The organism is Paracoccus luteus, assembly GCF_004522155.1.
Taxonomy (GTDB): domain Bacteria; phylum Pseudomonadota; class Alphaproteobacteria; order Rhodobacterales; family Rhodobacteraceae; genus Paracoccus; species Paracoccus luteus.
In genome coordinates, this window is record NZ_SDEA01000004.1 from 282,892 (window position 1) to 299,751 (window position 16,860).

At 65.1% G+C, this 16,860-nt stretch carries 20 protein-coding genes and 3 pseudogenes; 16 read left to right on the forward strand and 7 right to left on the reverse strand.

The features are described 5' to 3' along the window. Positions 1-191 precede the first annotated feature (191 nt). The 3 genes and pseudogenes from EPA64_RS16690 to EPA64_RS08010 form a co-directional block, all read right to left on the reverse strand. A pseudogene (locus EPA64_RS16690) lies at positions 192-411 on the reverse strand (cation diffusion facilitator family transporter); the annotation flags it as partial. A gap of 11 nt (positions 412-422) precedes the next feature. Then, a complete protein-coding gene (locus EPA64_RS08000; RefSeq protein ID WP_134725738.1) occupies positions 423-1,043 on the reverse strand; it encodes a cation efflux transmembrane domain-containing protein in 621 nt (206 codons plus the stop codon). 461 nt (positions 1,044-1,504) lie between these two features. After that, entirely contained in the window at positions 1,505-1,942 is a 438-nt protein-coding gene (locus EPA64_RS08010; RefSeq protein WP_036700253.1) for a MerR family transcriptional regulator, read from the reverse strand. 88 nt (positions 1,943-2,030) lie between these two features. On the opposite strand from EPA64_RS08010, the gene EPA64_RS08015 reads away from it, so the two are divergent. Genes EPA64_RS08015 through EPA64_RS08035 form a run of 5 tightly spaced genes read left to right on the forward strand, consistent with a single transcriptional unit; the run spans position 2,031 to position 6,448 of the window. After that, positions 2,031-4,259 (forward strand): heavy metal translocating P-type ATPase, encoded by a 2,229-nt coding sequence (locus EPA64_RS08015; protein ID WP_052042061.1) that lies wholly within the window; start codon positions 2,031-2,033, stop codon positions 4,257-4,259. Positions 4,260-4,262: 3 nt separating this feature from the next. Next, complete coding sequence (locus EPA64_RS08020) at positions 4,263-4,886, forward strand: methyltransferase family protein (protein WP_134725739.1); 624 nt, start codon at positions 4,263-4,265, stop codon at positions 4,884-4,886. After that, positions 4,883-5,368 carry a signal peptidase II gene (gene lspA, locus EPA64_RS08025; protein ID WP_036700251.1) on the forward strand — a complete coding sequence of 162 codons (486 nt, stop codon included), beginning with the start codon at positions 4,883-4,885 and terminating at the stop codon, positions 5,366-5,368. The genes EPA64_RS08020 and lspA overlap by 4 nt, the downstream gene beginning before the upstream one ends. Further along, complete coding sequence (locus tag EPA64_RS08030; protein ID WP_081962575.1) at positions 5,355-5,792, forward strand: disulfide bond formation protein B; 438 nt, start codon at positions 5,355-5,357, stop codon at positions 5,790-5,792. The genes lspA and EPA64_RS08030 overlap by 14 nt, the downstream gene beginning before the upstream one ends. Continuing rightward, the gene (locus tag EPA64_RS08035; protein ID WP_134725740.1) at positions 5,789-6,448 is read left to right on the forward strand and encodes a DsbA family protein; all 660 of its coding nucleotides are present in this window, start codon (positions 5,789-5,791) and stop codon (positions 6,446-6,448) included. The genes EPA64_RS08030 and EPA64_RS08035 overlap by 4 nt, the downstream gene beginning before the upstream one ends. A gap of 9 nt (positions 6,449-6,457) precedes the next feature. Here EPA64_RS08035 and EPA64_RS08040 read toward each other — a convergent pair. Further along, positions 6,458-6,601: pseudogene (locus tag EPA64_RS08040) on the reverse strand (iron dependent repressor, metal binding and dimerization domain protein); the annotation flags it as partial. Positions 6,602-6,636: 35 nt separating this feature from the next. On the opposite strand from EPA64_RS08040, the gene EPA64_RS08045 reads away from it, so the two are divergent. The 6 genes from EPA64_RS08045 to EPA64_RS08070 all read left to right on the forward strand — a co-directional run bounded on the left by EPA64_RS08045 (position 6,637) and on the right by EPA64_RS08070 (position 10,048). Beyond that, positions 6,637-7,128 (forward strand): ZIP family metal transporter, encoded by a 492-nt coding sequence (locus tag EPA64_RS08045; RefSeq protein ID WP_246026668.1) that lies wholly within the window; start codon positions 6,637-6,639, stop codon positions 7,126-7,128. A 228-nt stretch (positions 7,129-7,356) separates the two neighbouring features. Further along, on the forward strand, positions 7,357-7,950 hold the full coding sequence (locus EPA64_RS08050) for an SCO family protein (RefSeq protein WP_036700244.1): 594 nt from the start codon (positions 7,357-7,359) through the stop codon (positions 7,948-7,950). Between the two features lie 10 nt (positions 7,951-7,960). Beyond that, positions 7,961-8,419 (forward strand): copper chaperone PCu(A)C, encoded by a 459-nt coding sequence (locus EPA64_RS08055; RefSeq protein ID WP_036700241.1) that lies wholly within the window; start codon positions 7,961-7,963, stop codon positions 8,417-8,419. After that, positions 8,416-9,045, forward strand: a complete 630-nt coding sequence (locus EPA64_RS08060; RefSeq protein ID WP_036700237.1) for an SCO family protein — start codon at positions 8,416-8,418, stop codon at positions 9,043-9,045. The genes EPA64_RS08055 and EPA64_RS08060 overlap by 4 nt, the downstream gene beginning before the upstream one ends. 8 nt (positions 9,046-9,053) lie before the next feature. Then, positions 9,054-9,509, forward strand: a complete 456-nt coding sequence (locus EPA64_RS08065; protein WP_036732830.1) for a DUF411 domain-containing protein — start codon at positions 9,054-9,056, stop codon at positions 9,507-9,509. Between the two features lie 23 nt (positions 9,510-9,532). Then, positions 9,533-10,048 (forward strand): L,D-transpeptidase family protein, encoded by a 516-nt coding sequence (locus EPA64_RS08070; protein WP_036700235.1) that lies wholly within the window; start codon positions 9,533-9,535, stop codon positions 10,046-10,048. A gap of 62 nt (positions 10,049-10,110) precedes the next feature. Here EPA64_RS08070 and EPA64_RS08075 read toward each other — a convergent pair whose 3' ends face one another. The 3 genes from EPA64_RS08075 to EPA64_RS08085 all read right to left on the reverse strand — a co-directional run bounded on the left by EPA64_RS08075 (position 10,111) and on the right by EPA64_RS08085 (position 11,937). Beyond that, positions 10,111-10,767, reverse strand: a complete 657-nt coding sequence (locus EPA64_RS08075; protein ID WP_074826734.1) for a L,D-transpeptidase — start codon at positions 10,765-10,767, stop codon at positions 10,111-10,113. 373 nt (positions 10,768-11,140) lie between these two features. After that, positions 11,141-11,584, reverse strand: a complete 444-nt coding sequence (locus EPA64_RS08080; RefSeq protein WP_167626622.1) for a c-type cytochrome — start codon at positions 11,582-11,584, stop codon at positions 11,141-11,143. After that, positions 11,581-11,937: a hypothetical protein gene (locus EPA64_RS08085; protein ID WP_134725741.1), complete on the reverse strand. Its 357-nt coding sequence runs from the start codon at positions 11,935-11,937 to the stop codon at positions 11,581-11,583. Before EPA64_RS08085 ends, EPA64_RS08080 begins: the two co-directional genes overlap by 4 nt. Positions 11,938-12,336: 399 nt before the next feature. On the opposite strand from EPA64_RS08085, the gene EPA64_RS08090 reads away from it, so the two are divergent. From EPA64_RS08090 to EPA64_RS08105, 5 genes and pseudogenes are all read left to right on the forward strand, one after another. Beyond that, positions 12,337-12,669: a four-helix bundle copper-binding protein gene (locus EPA64_RS08090; protein WP_036708060.1), complete on the forward strand. Its 333-nt coding sequence runs from the start codon at positions 12,337-12,339 to the stop codon at positions 12,667-12,669. Positions 12,670-12,706: 37 nt separating this feature from the next. Beyond that, positions 12,707-13,204, forward strand: a complete 498-nt coding sequence (copM, locus tag EPA64_RS16905; RefSeq protein WP_036708062.1) for a CopM family metallochaperone — start codon at positions 12,707-12,709, stop codon at positions 13,202-13,204. 90 nt (positions 13,205-13,294) lie between these two features. Beyond that, a pseudogene (locus EPA64_RS17140) lies at positions 13,295-13,831 on the forward strand (cation diffusion facilitator family transporter); the annotation flags it as partial. Between the two features lie 157 nt (positions 13,832-13,988). Next, on the forward strand, positions 13,989-14,276 hold the full coding sequence (locus EPA64_RS17145) for a cation transporter dimerization domain-containing protein (protein ID WP_462498360.1): 288 nt from the start codon (positions 13,989-13,991) through the stop codon (positions 14,274-14,276). 144 nt (positions 14,277-14,420) lie between these two features. Next, positions 14,421-16,850: a heavy metal translocating P-type ATPase gene (locus EPA64_RS08105; RefSeq protein WP_134725777.1), complete on the forward strand. Its 2,430-nt coding sequence runs from the start codon at positions 14,421-14,423 to the stop codon at positions 16,848-16,850. Positions 16,851-16,860: the final 10 nt, after the last annotated feature.

Below are 16,860 nucleotides of genomic sequence, written 5' to 3' on the forward strand. Positions count from 1 at the left end.
GTCAGTGAGGCGAAGGGGCGTCGAACTGCACGTAGAGGTGCTCGACGATCTCGAACTGAAGGTCATGGAACTTGCTTGGGCCCGGTTCGCGGCATGACGCGGGAACTGCACTGCCTGCAGTACGGCGAGCCCGAAATCCAGTACGAGATTGTCCGCCGCCCGAGGAAGACACTGGAGATCGCTGGTGAGCCTGCTGCGACAACGTCGATCCGATCATGACCGAAGGTCATGCGCTCGTCCGCCGGCCGCCGTGCGATCTTGCGCGCGCGAAGGCGCTGAGGGCGAGGCTGCCCGAGAGGATTCGGCAGACAATCTGGGCGCCGGTCAAGCGCGTTGGCCCAGATAAGCAATGGTGACCCGCCGGTCGCGGGACGCGGGGCTGATATGGGCGTGGCCGTGATCGTGAGGCATCGTCTTCTCTCTCAGGTCTCGGCGTCACCTTGATGGACCGCCTTGTGGTGCTCGCCATGCGCGTCGCGCAGGATTCCGATGCCGCCCCAAGCGGCGACGCCGGCGACGGCGATACCGACCACCAGATCGGGCCAATTGCTGCCCAGCCACCAGACGAGACCGCCTGCGACGAGAATTCCGCCGTTTGAAATGAAGTCGTTGATACTGAAGGTGTTGGCCGCTCTGACATTCACGTCCGGATCCTCGAGTCGACCAAGAAGCCGGATGCAGATGCCATTCACGACCGCGGCAATGAGCGCCATGGAAATCATGAGCGGGCCGAGCGGCTCGGAACCGGTGTAGTAGCGACGAACAGCATCGATCAGGATGCCAACCGCCAGAATCAGCAGCAGGCCCCCCGACAAGTTCGCGGCCCAACGCTTCCATTTGTCCGAACGAGACAGCGCGAAAAGGCTGATGGCGTAGACGAAGCTGTCGGAGGTGTTGTCCAGACCGTTGGCGATCAGCGCACTGGAGTCGCCCAGTGCGCCGGTCGCGAAGAAGCCGAACGCAATGGCAACATTCAGCAGCAGAACCGTCCAGAGCGTACGGCGCTGACGTTCATCCGGATCCTTTGACAGTTTTCTGGACATCAGGTTCGCCTCCGTTCGTACTGGCCGGCGGATCAAGGCGGCTCCATCCACCCTGCAGGCGCAAACCACTCGATCCTCGCCGGAAAAGGGTAGCCCTTTGCCCAAGAATCGGTCGAGAGACAGTTTTGGTTCCTCTGGTCCCCAGAAGTTCGAGGGCGGCGCGTGGATTTATGCCCAGCGCTGCGCGGGCCGGGCGGGTTCACGGCAGCGCCCGCAAGGCAGACGCGGCCGCCTGTCACGTCCGGGCGATCGGGTCGCTCGGCCAGCCACGTCCAGAGGATCGACGCCACGATGCAGACGCTTCGGAGTCGATCTGCGCCAGGAACCGGCCGAAGGCGATCAGGCTCGCCACGCCCGGCCCGAGCGAAGCCGCGGAGGCGCCGAGGCGCCACAATGGCGAAACAGCCCGCGATCTCGCGCCAAAGCCGCGGCGGCATAGATCGTCAAGGTCGGCAGCGCCGTCATTCAGCCGCCGCCGTCGGCACGTCGTGGTCATGTGCGCAGTGGGAATGGTCGCTCAGCGACTCGATTACGCGGCAGTCGGCGATGGTCCCTTGTGCGCATTGCCGGATCATCCGCTCCAGCTCGGCTTCCAGCGCCGTCAGCTGCGCGATCCGGGCCTTCACCGCAGCGAGTTGCTCCTTCGCGATGATGTCGGCGGCTGCGCAGGATTGGTCGGGCTGGTCGGAGAGGCTCAGAAGGTCGCGGATGGCGTCCAGCGGAAACCCGAGTTCGCGCGCGTGGCGAATGAAAGCCAGCCGATCCTGTGCGGACTTTCCGTATAGACGCTGGTTGCCGGCGCTGCGCTCCGGCTCGGGCAGGAGGCCGATCTGCTCGTAGTAGCGGATGGTCGGCACCTTCACCCCGGCCGCCTCACCCAGTTTTCCGATGGTGAGCATCAGATTCCCTCTTGAAGCTACAGTAGCTAGAGACATTAAGTTCCCGATTCGATGAAGGCAACTGCCCGATCGGGGCGAAGGAAAGACGATGACGGGAACCGACGTGGAAACAGCGACGGCCTGCGACTGGACCGTTTCGGGCATGGATTGCGGCTCCTGCGCGACCAAGATCAAGGATGCGGTCGGGCGCCTCCCCGGCGTCAGCGGCGTGGAGGTCGGCATCATGTCCGAGCGTCTGCGCCTGACCCTGGACGAGGCGCAGACCGGCCGCGACAAGGTTGAAAAGACGGTCCGGGCCCTTGGATACGGCATCGCACCACGCGCCGCGGCGGCCAAGAACGAGTTTGTGATGCCCGGCGGCCCGAAGGCCGGCACGGCCGCGACACGAGACGAAAGCGGCCACGGCAGCCCCAGCCATGTCCATGACGACCCGGCAGACCGCGGCAAGCGCTGGTATCAGACGGGCAAGGGCAAGCTCGTCATCTTTACCGCTCTCCTACTGGCGGTGGCCTGGGGCATAGAGTTGCTGGCGCCTCAGTTCGGCAAGTGGGCCTTTGTCGCCGCCTGCCTGATCGGCGTGGCACCGGTGGCGCAACGCGCCTTTGCCGCCCTGCGGCTGGGCCAACCGTTCACCATCGAAAGCCTGATGACCGTGGCTGCCATCGGCGCCCTTTTCATCGACGCGGCCGAGGAGGCGGCACTGGTCGTGTTCCTGTTCGCGGTCGGCGAGGTTCTGGAAGGTGTCGCGGCGGGCAAGGCCCGGGACGGCATTCGGGCTCTGGCCAATCTGGTGCCGAAGACCGCATTTCTTGAACTGAATGGCGTCACGAAAGAGGTTCCGGCCGCCAGCCTGCGGGTCGGGCAGTTCGTGCTCGTCCGCCCCGGCGACCGCGTCCCGGCGGATGGCGAGATCGCCAAGGGCACATCCGGCATCGACGAAAGCCCGGTCACCGGCGAGAGCATGCCGAAAACGCGGGGGCCGGGCGATCCGGTCTTTGCCGGGTCGATCAACACCGAGGCCGTGCTGCGCGTAATGGTCACGAAGGCGGCCGAGGACAACACCATCGCCCGCATCATCCGTCTGGTCGAAGAAGCCGAGGAGGCCCGCGCGCCGACCGAACGCTTCATCGACCGCTTCAGCCGCTGGTACATGCCCGCCATCGTCACCGTGGCGGCGCTGGTCGTGCTGGTGCCGCCGCTGGCCTTCGCTCAGCCTTGGGATACCTGGATTTATCGTGGCCTTGCGCTTCTGCTGATCGGCTGCCCCTGCGCGCTGGTCATCTCGGTTCCGGCCTCAATCGCCTCGGCGCTATCCACCGGCGCGCGGCGCGGCTTGCTGATGAAGGGTGGCGCGGTGATCGAGGCGGCCTCGAAGGTCAGCCGCATCGCCTTCGACAAGACCGGCACCCTGACCCACGGGCGGCCGATGGTTACCGATATCGTGACCTTCGGCGCCACCACCGAGGCCGAGCTTCTGGCCGTGGCGGCGGGCGTCGAGACCGGATCCAGCCATCCGCTGGCCATCGCCATCCTGAACAAGGCCACGGAAGCGGGCGTTGCAGCCCTGCCGTCGCGCGATGCCAGGGCGCTGATGGGCAAGGGCGTGATCGCGACAGTCGGGGACGCAGCGGCCTGGGTGACCTCCCCCCGCCATGCGATGGAGAACGGCGGCCTCGACGATCCTGGCCTGCGCCAGGCCACCGTCTTCGAAGAAGAGGGCAAGACCGCCGTTGCGGTGTTCCGTGAAAAGACCCCGCTCGGCCTGATCGCCATGCGCGACGAACCCCGCAAGGACGCGGCCGAGGCGGTCCGGCAGCTCAAGGACATGGGTGTCGCCCCGGTCATCCTGACCGGAGACAATCCGCGCACGGCCGCTGCCATTGCCGGGGGCCTCGGCATGGAGTTCCAGGCCGACATGATGCCCGAGGACAAGCTCACGGCGATCCGCGACATGAGCGAGCACGGTGGCGTGATGATGATCGGCGACGGGATCAACGACGCCCCCGCGCTGAAACAGGCGGATGTCGGCGTGGCTATGGGGTCAGGAACCGACGTGGCCTTGGAAACCGCCGATGCGGCGATCCTTCGCGACCGGGTGATCGATATCCCGGCGATGATCCGGCTCGCCCGTGCGGCAATGGCCAACGTCCGGCAGAACGTGGCGATCGCGCTCGGCCTCAAGGCGGTGTTTCTGGTGACGACCATCCTCGGGATCACCGGGCTCTGGATTGCCATCCTCGCCGATACCGGCGCAACGGTGCTGGTCACGCTCAATGCGCTGCGGCTTCTCGCTTTCAAGCCCGAACGCGAGGCATGACGCATGATCTCCGGCTTTGGCTGGGCCGTCCTGGTCCTGATCTTCGGCTATCTGGCGCTGTTCCTCTGGGGCATCGCCATCGCGGCAGATGCATCTGGCCGCTCTGTCTGGATTTTCGGGCGGGCGTCCGGACGCGACCGCTGGGCGGCCTTCGGCTTTCGTGCGGCCTTCGTCGTCGCCTTGTTCGGGCCACTCTTCTGGCTGGCCTGGCCGATCCTGCACAAGGCCGACCCGCTCTGGACCGAGGGAGAGGTGGCTGCGCTTGGTGCGGTTGGCGTGTTCCTCGCCGGGGTCGGCGCGATGGTGGCTTTTGCCGCGCAGATGTCGATGGGCACATCGTGGCGCGTCGGGGTCGCAAGCGATGCCACGGGCGATCTCGTCTCGGGCGGGCTTTACCGGTTCAGCCGCAATCCGACCTTCCTCGGGCAGTTCGCGCTGCTTGCGGGCGTCGGCTTCGCAATCCCTTCACTCCCGACGATCCTTGCGCCGCTGCTCTTCCTCGGATCGGCCTCCTTGCAGATCCGGTCCGAGGAAGCTGTCCTGCGCCAGTCCCTTGGCGCGGAGTATGAGCGCTACGCGGCTTCAGTCCCGCGCTGGATCGGCTTGCGCCGCAGGAGCGTCAAATGAGCACCCGGCTGATCGTTGCCCTGATCGGTATCACCACGCTGGCCGATCAACTGACGAAGGCGGCGGCGCTGGCGCTGCTCTCTCGCGACGAGACGGTTCCCGTTCTTCCCGGCTTCAGCCTGACGCTCGGCTTCAACGAGGGATCGAGCTTCGGCATGCTGTCGGACGTAATGGCGGGCAAGCCACTGCTGATGGCGGCCCTGACAGGATTTCTGACCCTGATCTTCGCCGTCATGGCAGTCCGGGCGCCGCGCCCGTTCGAGCGGGCCGGTCTTGCGCTGGTCGTTGGCGGTGCGCTTGGCAACATCATCGACCGGCTGCGGCAGGGCGCCGTGACCGACTTCCTCGACCTCTATTGGCGCGACTGGCATTGGCCCACGTTCAACGTCGCGGATATTGCCATCACGCTTGGCGCGGTGTGCATCCTCGCAGCCTCTCTTCCCGCACGCCGTCGCAAGGAGCCTGTTCTTGACCAACACTGACGTACAGAGCCTGTCCCACGACGACTTGCACCTTACGGCCGCATTCCTGATCGCGCTGGCGGCAACACTTGGCGCGCTCTTCATCGGCGAGGTGCTGGGACAGACGCCCTGCACGCTCTGCTGGTATCAGCGCATCGCCATGTTCCCGCTGGTGCCGATCCTTGGCCTGTCGCTGTGGCGAAGCGACGGCATGGCCCGCCCATACGCCCTGCCGCTGGCGCTGGCGGGTCTGGCGTTGGCCGCCTGGCATTCCGGGCTTTACATGGGGCTAATCCCGCAGGACATCGCACCCTGCACCAAGGATGGCCCGTCCTGCTCTGGTCCGGCGCAGATCATTCTGGGCCTGCCTATTCCCTACCTGTCGCTGGCAGCCTTTGCCGCGATCCTTGCCTGTCTCATCTTGCCCAAAGGAAACCGCATATGAACCGCCGCACTCTCTTGATCGGGGCTCCGGCTCTTGGGCTTGTCGCATTCGGCGGCGGTGCGTCCATCCTGAACCGCCAGCGTCAGGCCGAGGCCGAAGCGCTCGCTGCCGCCACCCCCGCGGTGGATCCATCCCTTCTGATCCGCGCCCATTCCCCCAGCTTCGGCCCCGAGGATGCTCCGGTTACCTTGGTCGAGTTCTTCGACCCCTCCTGCGAAGCCTGCCGAGCCTATCATCCGGTGGTGCAGGAAATCCGGCGGCAGTTCCCGAAGCAGGTCCGGGTCGTGCTGCGCTACACGGTGTTCCACGAAGGCTCGGACGAAGCGGTGCGCATCCTCGAAACCGCGCGGATGCAGGACAAGCTCGAACCGGTGCTTGATGCGCTGCTGGAGCGGCAACCCCAGTGGGCAGTGCATGGCATGCCGAGACTGGACGTGGCCTGGCAGGTCGCGGGAGCTGCTGGCCTCGACCTCGAGCGGGCCGAAAGCGACAGGCTGTTTCCGGGGATCACCGGCATCCTCAATCAGGACATGGCCGATATTGAAGCCCTCGGCGTCGGCCAGACGCCGACGTTCTTTCTGAACGGCACGCGACTGGAAAACTTCAGCGCGGAAAGCCTTGTCGCCGCTGTGCGATCTGCCGTGGAGAATGCCTGAACGGAAGGCTCAGGAACGGTCGGCAAAGGCCGCGAACAAGGCGAGCGTTCGCTCGCTCACGTGATGCTCGATCCCTTCGGCATCGCGCTCGGCTGTCTCGGGATCAAGACCAAGACTGAGCAGGAACCGCAACACGATCTCGTGCCGCTGTTGTCTGGCTGACGGCCTTGGCGTGCTTTCTGCTGCTGATGGCGATCGGACGCTGGCGCGGCCAACCGGAGGGTCTGGCGCTCGCCTTCTACATCGCCCTCGGGATCGGGTTGCACAACTTTGGCGAGGGGCTGGCGATCGGGGGCGCCTTTGCCGCCGGATCGGCGGGGCTTGGCACGTTCCTCGTCCTCGGCTTTGCGCTGCACAATGTGACCGAGGGGATCGGCATTGCAGCGCCGATGCTGCGGATTCGACCGCCGCTCTGGACCTTCGCAGCCCTGACGCTTCTGGCTGGCGGCCCGGCCGTGCTGGGAATGTGGACGGGCAGTCTGGCCTATGCGCCGCAATGGTCGGCCTTGGCGCTGGCGGTCGGGGCCGGTGCGATCCTGCAGGTCATGGTCGAGGTCAGCGCCTACCTGATGCGTCAGAACAGCGACCGGCAAGCGGCACTGTTTTCCCCCGCCGTTCTTGGCGGATTTCTTGGCGGGCTCGCCTTCATGTACGCGACGGCGGCGCTGATCAAGGTGTGACCCGGACCATTCCCCGGCGTCGGATCATGGCGAGATCCGGCACACCGGCTTTTGCCGGGCGCAATCCGCGCGCTTGTCGCTGACACAATCGTCGCCGTGAACATGAGCTTTCTGCGCAGCGTTCTGCTCCGCCGACGGCTCACCGTTGTGTGACGACAGGAGTTCGCTCTTGAACCTCAAGTCACTGGAGGCTTTAGGGAGGACGCAAGAAGAGGAGTGACGGATCGGATGCGATTGACACGGCTGCAAAAAAGCCTCTGGGCGGCGGCGGGTATTGCCATGCTGGGCTACGGGACGATGTTTCTGATTGCAGACCGTTTGCCCGCGCCGGTGGTCGAGGCCCCGTTCCGTCCCACCTTCGCACTCCCCGACGCCGAAGGGCGCCTGCGGACCCCGACGGAATTCGGGGGGAAACACATTCTGGTTTTCTTCGGGTTCACCAATTGCCCCGACGTCTGCCCCACGACGCTGGCCGATGTCGCTCAGGTCATGGACGATCTGGGCGACGAGGCCACGCAAGTGCAGCCGCTCTTCATATCCATCGACCCCGAGCGCGACCGCAGGCTGGGTATTGCCGAATTCACCGCTGCCTTCCATCCCACCATCCTCGGGCTTGCCGGGGATGCGAACCAGACCCGGGCTGCGGCGGACAGCTTCCGCATTCACTACGCGCGCGAAGACGATGCCGCCGCGCCCGACGGCTATTCCATGTCGCACAGCCCCGCGCTTTACCTCATCGGGCCGGAGGGGGACTGGCTGCGTCAGTTCACCTATGGCACGCCCGCCGCCGACATCCTTGCCGACCTCCAGAACCGCCTCTAGGAACATCACCATGAAGCTCCCTGTTATTGCCGTTTTTGCCTTCGGCCTTTCCGCCGGCCTCGCCCAAGCAGAACCCGTCCGGCAGGGCAACCTTGAGATCGACGCGGCCTGGGCACGCGCCTCGATCGGTACCTCGCGGCCGGGCGCCGCCTACTTCACCGTCCGCAACTTCGGCGACGAGGGCGATCGCCTGATCGGCCTGTCCTCGCCGGTCTCGACCATGACCATGCTGCACGAGACCACCCTTTCCGAGGGCATCTCCCGGATGGCCCATGTGGAGGCGGCCGAGATCCCCGCGAGCGGCGAACTCACACTCGAGCCGGGCGGGATGCACGTCATGCTGATGGAACTGGCCACACCTCTCCGGGAGGGTGCCACCTTCCCGCTGACGCTCGCCTTCGAGGCCGCGGGCGAGGTCACGGTGGAGGTGCATGTGTTCGGACCGGGCGCCACGGGACCTGCGGAATGAGCCTCTCGCGCCGGCTCCTTCTCGGCGCGGGCGCGGTCACGGCACTCGGCGCCGGCGCGCTGGGTCTGGGCTGGTGGCAAGTGGACGGGCCCGGCGCGGCGCAGCCGGCGAGCCCTACCCGCAACCTGCCTCGACCGCTGGGCGAAATGGACGTCACGCTCACGGACCATCGGGGCCGTCGGGTGACGATCTCGGACTGGGTCGGCAGGCCGAGCCTGGTTTTCTTCGGCTTCACCTGGTGCCCCGACGTCTGCCCCACCACGCTCTCGGACATCTCGCTCTGGCTGGAGGAGCTGGGGCCAGACGCCGACCGCCTCAACGTGGCTCTGATCTCTGTGGACCCCGAGCGTGACACGCCGGAGGTTCTTGCGGACTACCTCGGCTATTTCGATCCGCGCATCGTCGGTGTGACCGGAGAGCCAGGCGAGGTCGCCCGCATTCTTGGCGACTTCCGCGCGAAGGCAGAGCGCATCGAGGACGTAAACGGTGACTACACCATGAATCATACTGCCGGTGTGTTCCTGTTCCGGGCCGACGGAAGCTTTGGCAGCATCATCGACTTTCACGAGGACCGAAGGTTTGCCGTTCCCAAGATCCGGCGGGCCATGAAAAAGGAGCAACCATGATTGATCGTATTCGACGCTTCACGCAGGGCGTAGCGGTCCTGCTGACGACGACCTCGGCCGCCATGGCCGCCGATCGCGGAACGGTCCATGTGGTCGAAGGGACCGGCTGCGAATGCTGTTCCCAGTGGACCGAGTATCTGCGCCAGAACGGCTTCGAGGTGACATCCGAGGAACGCTACGGTGCTCTTCTGATCCGGCACAAAATGGACTTGGGCGTCCCGACCAGTCAGTTGTCGTGCCATACGGGAGAGATCGACGGCTATTTCATAGAAGGCCATGTCCCCGCGGCCGACATCGAGCGCCTTCTGAAAGAGAGGCCGGATGCCGCAGGGCTCGCGGTTCCCGGAATGCCCTATGGCAGTCCCGGGATGGGACCCGAAAACAAGCGTAAAGCCTACGACGTCAATCTTGTTAAGCGGGATGGCTCGGTTGAGGTGTTCTCGCACTACGCCGCCGCGCAATAATCTCCGGATGATATAAATTGCCGATGCTTCGACCGAACCGCCGTCATTTTTCGCTCACGATGCTCGCGGCTCTGGCCGCGTGCGGCACGCAACCCCCCGTCTTGAAGAGGTACCTGGGGCCTCCGGTGACACAGGTCGTCGTTCAGAAGGAGCGGCGCCGAATGTACCTGCTCAGCGGGCAGACGGTCCTGAAATCGTATGACTTCGGACTGGGAAACGAGCCCATCGGCCACAAGCAGTTTGAAGGCGACGGAAAGACCCCGGAGGGCCTCTATTACATCGACCGTTTCAATCCCCGCAGTCGATACCATCTTTCAGTGGGGATTTCCTATCCGAATGAGCGGGACCGAGCTTTTGCGGAGCAGTTCGGATTGGATCCGGGCGGTGATATCATGATCCATGGCCGCGGGCCGGAGGGAAAGCGTCTGGTCAGACAGAAGCGGGACTGGACGGCGGGCTGCATCACGGTCAGCGACGACGAGGTCGAAGATATCTTCGCGATGCTGCGCCTCGGGGTGCCGGTGATGATTTACCCCTGATATCATGGCTCGTAGGTGAGGGCGGGCCGGAGATGTCTCCGGCTCCGCCCTTCGATGGTAGATCAGAAGACCGCGACCTGTGTGCCTATCTCGGCGACCTCGTAGAGTTTCAGGACATGCTCGTTATAAAGACCGTAGCATCCGTTCGACGATTTGCGGCCGATCTTCCGGGTGTCGTGGGTTCCGTGAATCAGATATGCAGGCCATGAAAGATAAAGGCCGCGGACGCCCAGCGGATTTTCTGGCACGCCTCCTTCGACGCGTTGCGGCAGCGAAGGATCTCTCTCGCGCATGCTCGGGGTCGGGGTCCACGGAGGGTTTTCCGCTTTTCTGACGATCTCGGTCTTTCCTCTGCGGGTCAGATCCTCGGATACGGGTACCGCTGTAGGGAACAACAAGTATACCGATTCGTCGGCAGACCAGTAATGCAGCGCCCGCGAGGTCACATCAGCAAGGATGACGCCCTTTCCCAGACTCGGATAGAAATCGCTCCAATGCCACGCGCGAAATGACGACTGATTGCGGCGTTGATCGGCGTCCGGGTCTACCTGAAACACGCCGAGGTCGGGGGCCGCCCCTCCGGCGGAACCGTAGACAGGCATTCCGGTATAAGGGTCGATATTCTGTGCGAAACTCCGTCCGGCCGGAAGGACGAGCGCCGTGGCCATCAGTCCGGTCAAGAACTGTCGGCGCCCGCTCGATCGATCTGCCTGTGTCATGTCCCACCTTTCGCTATTGTTTTCATTGCGATACTAGCTGCCCACTGCTGCCCTTCAAGAACAATGGAGATCATGACCCATAACGCCTGCGTGAGACGGATAGGCGAAGTGTCTCACGTCGACGTGACCTGGTGTTGGCGCTGGGTTGGGCTGCACCTCAGGTGGCCTCCTTCGCTACGGGCTGCAGCCGTGCTGGCCGTCCACGTCGTCGAGGGCACTGGTTGCGCCTGCTGCACCCGCGCACGGCTTCTGGGGGCGGGAAGAATGCAGTGTCACCGAAGAGTTCTACGGAGGCCCCTTTCGTGAGCCACAAGCTCGACAATGACGTACCCCAAGGAGGATGATGTCCTGCCACACCGCGCCGACCACCCATCTATCGGCCTCGCGCGCTCGTCTCGGCCTGATAGCTCCGCTCGCGTTCCGGCCACGTGCTCTTGATGTAGGCGAGCACGGCCCGGATCTCGGCGTCGCTGAGGACATCGGCAAACCCGGGCATGTCGCTCTCGTATCCGCCTCCCACGATGGCGGCGGTGCCTTCCTTGACGATCCGGAACAGGATGTCGTCCGGATGATGCCATGTGTGGCCGGTGGCGTCGTGCGGGGGAGCCGGCAGGCGCCCGGAGGGCAGAAGCATTTGCCAGTCCGGCTGCCCCTCAAGCTGCGCGCCATGACATGCGGCGCACTGGGTCTCGTAAATGGTGCGGCCCAGTGCGATCGTCTCGGCATTCTCCGCATCCGCCCGCAGCCCGACAAGGATCCAGGTGGCGATGAGCGCGGAGGCGGTGAGGCCGATGAGGGTTGGTATCCGGAGCATCATTTGGCATGCTGGGCGAGCCAGTCCTGCAGGAACACGATCCGCGCGTGCTGTTCGTCGCCGGTGACTTCGGCAGACTGATGGCAGAAACGGTCTGAACGCATGTCGGCAGCACCATGATCAGCGGAACACTTCGCCTCCTCGGCCGTTCCCACAGGATGCAACGGCGGACCCCCCGGACGAAAGCCGGATTCGTCTGGCAGAAGCTTGCGAACGCACTGGCGCTTCTTGCAACTGCCATGCTCATCGCCCATGGCGCGGCGGCCGGAAGTCTGGTGCCCCACAGTCATGCCCACATCTCCGTCCACGCCGAATCTTCGCCGACGGCGACGAACGTGGCGGACCCCGTCCCGCATCACGCTCCTTCGATGGCTGTGGGGGAGGAGCCCAGCGATGACAACCATGACACGCTCGCCTGTTGCGGAGATGCGTGCCTGGCAGCGCTGATCCCCGGCCGAACCGCCGATCTGAAAGAGCCGCGCAGGAGCGATCAGAAGTTTGTGATGCCAGTCTCCTTGCTCAGCGGGCTTGCCCCGGATGGGCCGCGCCGTCCGCCGCGGGACCACCATCTGATCTGATCGTTACCCATCGTGAGCGCGTGTCGCGCCTTGCTGCCTGGCGTCGCTCGCGCCGGAGGGATGAGAAGACGGTATGAAGACGCTAGGAAAGTCTTTTCGTGTCATCGCTGGCTGCGAGTGCCGAGCGCCACGCTTGCTGCTTCTCTTCCCGGCGCTTTCCGAAGATGGAGAATACAAATGCACCAGATGTCCCCTGAAATGCAGAGCTGCATCGACGAATGCCTGAGCTGCCACAGCACTTGCCTCAGCATGGCCATGAACCATTGTCTTGAGGCAGGTGGCCGGCATGTCGAGCCGGAGCACTTCCGGCTCATGATCGCCTGCGCCGAAATTTGCCAGACCGCGGCGAATTTCATGCTGATCGGCACCAGTCATCACAAGCATCTCTGCCGTGAGTGTGCCGAGATCTGTGAGGAATGCGCCCGGAGCTGCGAGCAGGTCGGCGACATGCAGGAATGCGTGGATGCGTGCCGCCGGTGCGCCGAGAGCTGCCGGAAAATGGCGGCCTGATCCCCACCGAAACCAGTTACATCAAAGGAGAACCCTTATGCGCAAGTTTGAACTCGCCGCCGTCGTTGCTGCCCTTCTCGCCGCGCCCGCGGCTTTCGCTCAGGAGAGCGGGACAGGCGGGCAGGCTGGCCACATGGCGGGACAGGGAGGTCCCATGCCCGACCTGTCGATCCTCCCGCAGGGCTGCCAGGACGCCATCCAGCAGTCCGGGATGCCGGGGATGATGCAGGGCATGGACATGTCCGCCATGATGGGAGGCATGGAGGGCATGGATGAGGCCCAGCAAGCCTCCATGCAGGCCATGATGGAGATGAACGGTCCGATGATGGCCACCCACACCATCGAGGATCCCGACCTCGCCTTCCACTGCGGGATGATCGCGCATCATGCGGGCGCCATCGCCATGGCAGAAGTCGAGCTGAAGTATGGCGACGATGAGGAGTCGAAAGCGATGGCTCAGAAGATCATCGACGCCCAAGGCCCGGAAATCGAGGAGATGACCGCCTGGGTCGAGGAGAACGCGGGCCAGCAGTAAGGACTCGGGCCGCCGGAGCTTGGAGCTGCGGCGGCCTCAACGACCGGGACGATGCATGATGCGCGGTCAGCAGGAGGCGAACCCATGTCGATGTCTCACGGCAGCCATACGGGCCACCTGCCCGCGAGCGGTGATCGCAAAGCGCTTGTCATCTCCGGCTGGCTCACCGGCCTTTACTTCATCGTTGAACTCGGGATCGGCATCTGGACGGGCTCAGTCGCCGTCATGTCGGATGCCTTCCACACCTTCTCGGCCGTCGGCGGCGTGCTCATCGCCTTGGTCGCCATGCGCCTGAGCGAGCGGAAGTCCAGCCCGGCGCGCACCTTCGGCTACATTCGCGCGGAGATCCTCGGCGCCCTCTTCAACGGCCTCTTTCTCGTCGGAATGGCCATTTTCGTGCTGTGGATGGGCGCGATGCGCCTCATGGAGCCGATCGAGTTGGCCACCACGCCGATGCTGATCGCGGCAGCGGGGGGCATCGCCACCGAGCTTGTCGCCCTCTGGCTCCTGTACGAGCGCCAGAAGGACAACCTGAACATGCGGGGCGCCTACTGGCACATCCTGCAGACGTTCGTCGGCAGCTTCCTCATCATCATCTCGGCCCTGGTGATCCGCTTTACCGGCTTCCTCGCCGTCGACCCGCTGCTCGGCATGGCCTTCGGACTGGTGCTGCTCTGGGCTTCCTTGGGGCATCCTGCGCGAGTCGCTGCACATCCTGCTGCAAGGCACGCCGGAGGACCTGGATCTCGAGGCTGTGATCGCGGCCATTCGGGAGCTGGAGGGCGTGACGGACGTGCATCACGTCCATGCCTGGAGCCTGACGTCCGGGCGCAACGTGTTCTCGAGCCACGTCTGCGTTCGAGACTGGCAGGATGGCGAGCGGGTGCTGAGGGAGGTGAACAACCTCCTGCGCGACCGGTTCAAGGTCTACTTCTCGACCACGCAGATCGAGGAATACTGCCTTGCCGTTGAGGAGGGAGCTGCCGAGATCGATGTTACGCGGCCGAAGGCGAAGTCCCGGCAGGCCGTGCGGGCAAGACCGGAAGAAGGGAGCGCCCAGCATGAACACTGACGCCGCGGCTTCCGCCTGGCGGCTTACTCTTGACCTTCCAACGACAGGAAGGTGCAGGACGAATGAGGACGATTCTCGGGCACTTCCCGGACGAGGTACATGATGGCCAGCAAGAGCAAAGACCAACACCCTGCCCCCCTCCACATGGAGAGCAGTTCTCGCGTCGGCGGCCATGAGCATCGCGGGCCGGGACATTCTCACGAACACGGGCATGCTCACTCGGGGCACCACGGGACGGAGCATTCGCACGCTGCGGAGGCGACTCCGACAGACAGCGTGCATCGGGTCAAGGACCCGGTCTGCGGCATGATGGTCGATCCCCATGCGACGCAGCACAAGGCCGAGCATGCGGGGCGGCCGTATTACTTCTGCTCGGCCGGATGCCGCGCGAAGTTCCTGGCCGAGCCGGACCGCTACCTCGACCCGGCCGCTGCGGCGGCAAAGGCCGAGCCCGTGCCCGAGGGGACGATCTACACCTGTCCCATGCACCCAGAGATCCGGCAGGTGGGGCCGGGATCCTGCCCGATCTGCGGCATGGGGCTGGAGCCTGTGCTGGTCAGCCTCGAGGCGGAGCCCAATCTCGAACTGATCGATATGCGGCGCCGCTTCTGGATCGGGCTGGTGCTGACGGTCCCTGTATTCATTCTGGAAATGGGCGGCCACTTCCTCGGGCTGGACCGCTACATCGATCAGCAGACCTCGAACTGGATCCAGCTGCTCTTCGCGACCCCGGTCGTCCTGTGGGCCGGGTGGCCCTTCTTCCAGCGCGGCTGGCAGTCGCTGGTCACGCGCAATCTCAACATGTTCACCCTGATCGCCATGGGCACGGGGGCGGCGTGGATCTACAGCGTCGTTGCGACGCTCGCGCCAGACATCTTCCCGGACGCCTTCCGCCAGCATGACGGGTCGGTCGCGGTTTATTTCGAAGCCGCAGCGGTCATCACCGTGCTCGTGCTGCTCGGACGGGTGCTGGAACTCCGGGCGCGGGAAAGCACCAGCGGCGCAATCCGGGCGCTGCTCGATCTCGCCCCGAAAACCGCACGGGTCATCCGTGATGACGGCACCGAAGAAGAGGTGCAGCTCGACACTGTCCATGTCGGCGACCGCCTGCGGGTGCGGCCGGGCGAGAAGGTGCCCGTGGATGGCGAGGTGCTGGAAGGCCGCAGCGCCGTCGACGAGTCGATGGTGACGGGCGAATCCATGCCGGTGACCAAGGAGGTCGGCTCGCGGGCGATCGGGGGGACCATGAACCAGTCCGGCGCGCTGGTGATCGAGGCCCGCAAGGTCGGACGCGACACCATGCTGTCGCAGATCGTCCAGCTTGTCGCAGAGGCACAGCGCAGCCGTGCCCCGATCCAGCGACTTGCCGACCAGGTGTCGGGCTGGTTCGTGCCGGCGGTGATCGTGGTCGCGGTGCTCGCCTTCATCGCCTGGTCGATCTGGGGCCCGGAGCCGTGCTTCGCCTATGCGCTGGTCGTGGCGGTTTCGGTCCTGATCATCGCCTGCCCCTGCGCGCTGGGTCTGGCGACGCCGATGTCGATCATGTTCGGCGTCGGCCGCGGCGCGCAGAATGGCGTCCTGATCAAGAACGCCGAGGCGCTCGAGCACATGGAGAAGGTCGACACGATCATCGTCGACAAGACCGGCACACTGACGGAGGGGCGTCCCGCCGTCACGGCCATCGTTCCCGCTGCCGGTCTTACCGAGGAGGAGGTGCTGCGCCTGGCCGCCAGCGTCGAGCGGGCGAGCGAGCATCCGCTGGCGCTCGCCATCGTGCGCGCGGCAGAGGAGCGGGGGATCGCGACCGCACCGGTTGCGGATTTCGACTCGCCGACCGGGAAGGGCGCCTATGGCACGGTCGAGGGCAAGCGCATTCCCCTCGGCAACGCAAACTTCCTGGCCGAAGAAGGGGTCGATGTGACGCCGCTGGCCGCGCAGGCTGACCGGCTGCGCCAAGACGGGGCGACCGCGATCTTCATGGGCGTGGACGGAGAGGTCGCCGCAATCTTCGCCATCGCCGATCCGGTCAAGCCCTCCACGCCTGAAGCGCTTGCCGCGCTGAAGGCCCAAGGCATCCGCGTGGTCATGCTCACCGGCGACAACTGGACCACAGCGAAGGCGGTCGCCCGACAGCTGGGCATCGACGAGGTCGAGGCGGAGGTCCTGCCGGACCAGAAGAGCGAGGTCGTGCAGCGGCACAAGGCGGCGGGCGAGGTGGTGGCGATGGCGGGCGACGGCGTCAACGATGCCCCTGCGCTCGCGGCCGCGGATGTCGGCATCGCCATGGGCACCGGCACCGACGTGGCGATGGAGAGCGCGGGCGTCACCCTCCTGAAGGGCGATCTCACCGGCATTGTTCGGGCGCGGCGACTGTCTCAGGCGGTGATGCGCAACATCCGCCAGAACCTTTTCTTCGCCTTCATCTACAACGCGCTCGGTATCCCGATCGCCGCGGGGGTGCTTTATCCGTTCTTCGGCATCCTGCTGTCGCCGATCATCGCGGCAGCCGCCATGGCGCTATCCTCGGTCAGCGTGATCGCGAATGCGTCTCGGCTGCGGGGCGTGAAGCTGTGATGTCCGGGTG

What these genes read in the sequence shown, in the direction of transcription:
- EPA64_RS08000 (WP_134725738.1), bottom strand. Translation starts at nt 1,043, where the DNA reads ATGTCCAGAAAACTGTCAAAGGATCCGGATGAACGTCAGCGCCGTACG.
- EPA64_RS08010 (WP_036700253.1), bottom strand. Translation starts at nt 1,942, where the DNA reads ATGCTCACCATCGGAAAACTGGGTGAGGCGGCCGGGGTGAAGGTGCCG.
- EPA64_RS08015 (WP_052042061.1), top strand. Translation starts at nt 2,031, where the DNA reads ATGACGGGAACCGACGTGGAAACAGCGACGGCCTGCGACTGGACCGTT.
- EPA64_RS08020 (WP_134725739.1), top strand. Translation starts at nt 4,263, where the DNA reads ATGATCTCCGGCTTTGGCTGGGCCGTCCTGGTCCTGATCTTCGGCTAT.
- lspA (WP_036700251.1), top strand. Translation starts at nt 4,883, where the DNA reads ATGAGCACCCGGCTGATCGTTGCCCTGATCGGTATCACCACGCTGGCC.
- EPA64_RS08035 (WP_134725740.1), top strand. Translation starts at nt 5,789, where the DNA reads ATGAACCGCCGCACTCTCTTGATCGGGGCTCCGGCTCTTGGGCTTGTC.
- EPA64_RS08045 (WP_246026668.1), top strand. Translation starts at nt 6,637, where the DNA reads ATGGCGATCGGACGCTGGCGCGGCCAACCGGAGGGTCTGGCGCTCGCC.
- EPA64_RS08050 (WP_036700244.1), top strand. Translation starts at nt 7,357, where the DNA reads ATGCGATTGACACGGCTGCAAAAAAGCCTCTGGGCGGCGGCGGGTATT.
- EPA64_RS08055 (WP_036700241.1), top strand. Translation starts at nt 7,961, where the DNA reads ATGAAGCTCCCTGTTATTGCCGTTTTTGCCTTCGGCCTTTCCGCCGGC.
- EPA64_RS08060 (WP_036700237.1), top strand. Translation starts at nt 8,416, where the DNA reads ATGAGCCTCTCGCGCCGGCTCCTTCTCGGCGCGGGCGCGGTCACGGCA.
- EPA64_RS08070 (WP_036700235.1), top strand. Translation starts at nt 9,533, where the DNA reads ATGCTTCGACCGAACCGCCGTCATTTTTCGCTCACGATGCTCGCGGCT.
- EPA64_RS08075 (WP_074826734.1), bottom strand. Translation starts at nt 10,767, where the DNA reads ATGACACAGGCAGATCGATCGAGCGGGCGCCGACAGTTCTTGACCGGA.
- EPA64_RS08080 (WP_167626622.1), bottom strand. Translation starts at nt 11,584, where the DNA reads ATGATGCTCCGGATACCAACCCTCATCGGCCTCACCGCCTCCGCGCTC.
- EPA64_RS08085 (WP_134725741.1), bottom strand. Translation starts at nt 11,937, where the DNA reads ATGCGGGACGGGGTCCGCCACGTTCGTCGCCGTCGGCGAAGATTCGGC.
- EPA64_RS08090 (WP_036708060.1), top strand. Translation starts at nt 12,337, where the DNA reads ATGCACCAGATGTCCCCTGAAATGCAGAGCTGCATCGACGAATGCCTG.
- copM (WP_036708062.1), top strand. Translation starts at nt 12,707, where the DNA reads ATGCGCAAGTTTGAACTCGCCGCCGTCGTTGCTGCCCTTCTCGCCGCG.
- EPA64_RS08105 (WP_134725777.1), top strand. Translation starts at nt 14,421, where the DNA reads ATGGAGAGCAGTTCTCGCGTCGGCGGCCATGAGCATCGCGGGCCGGGA.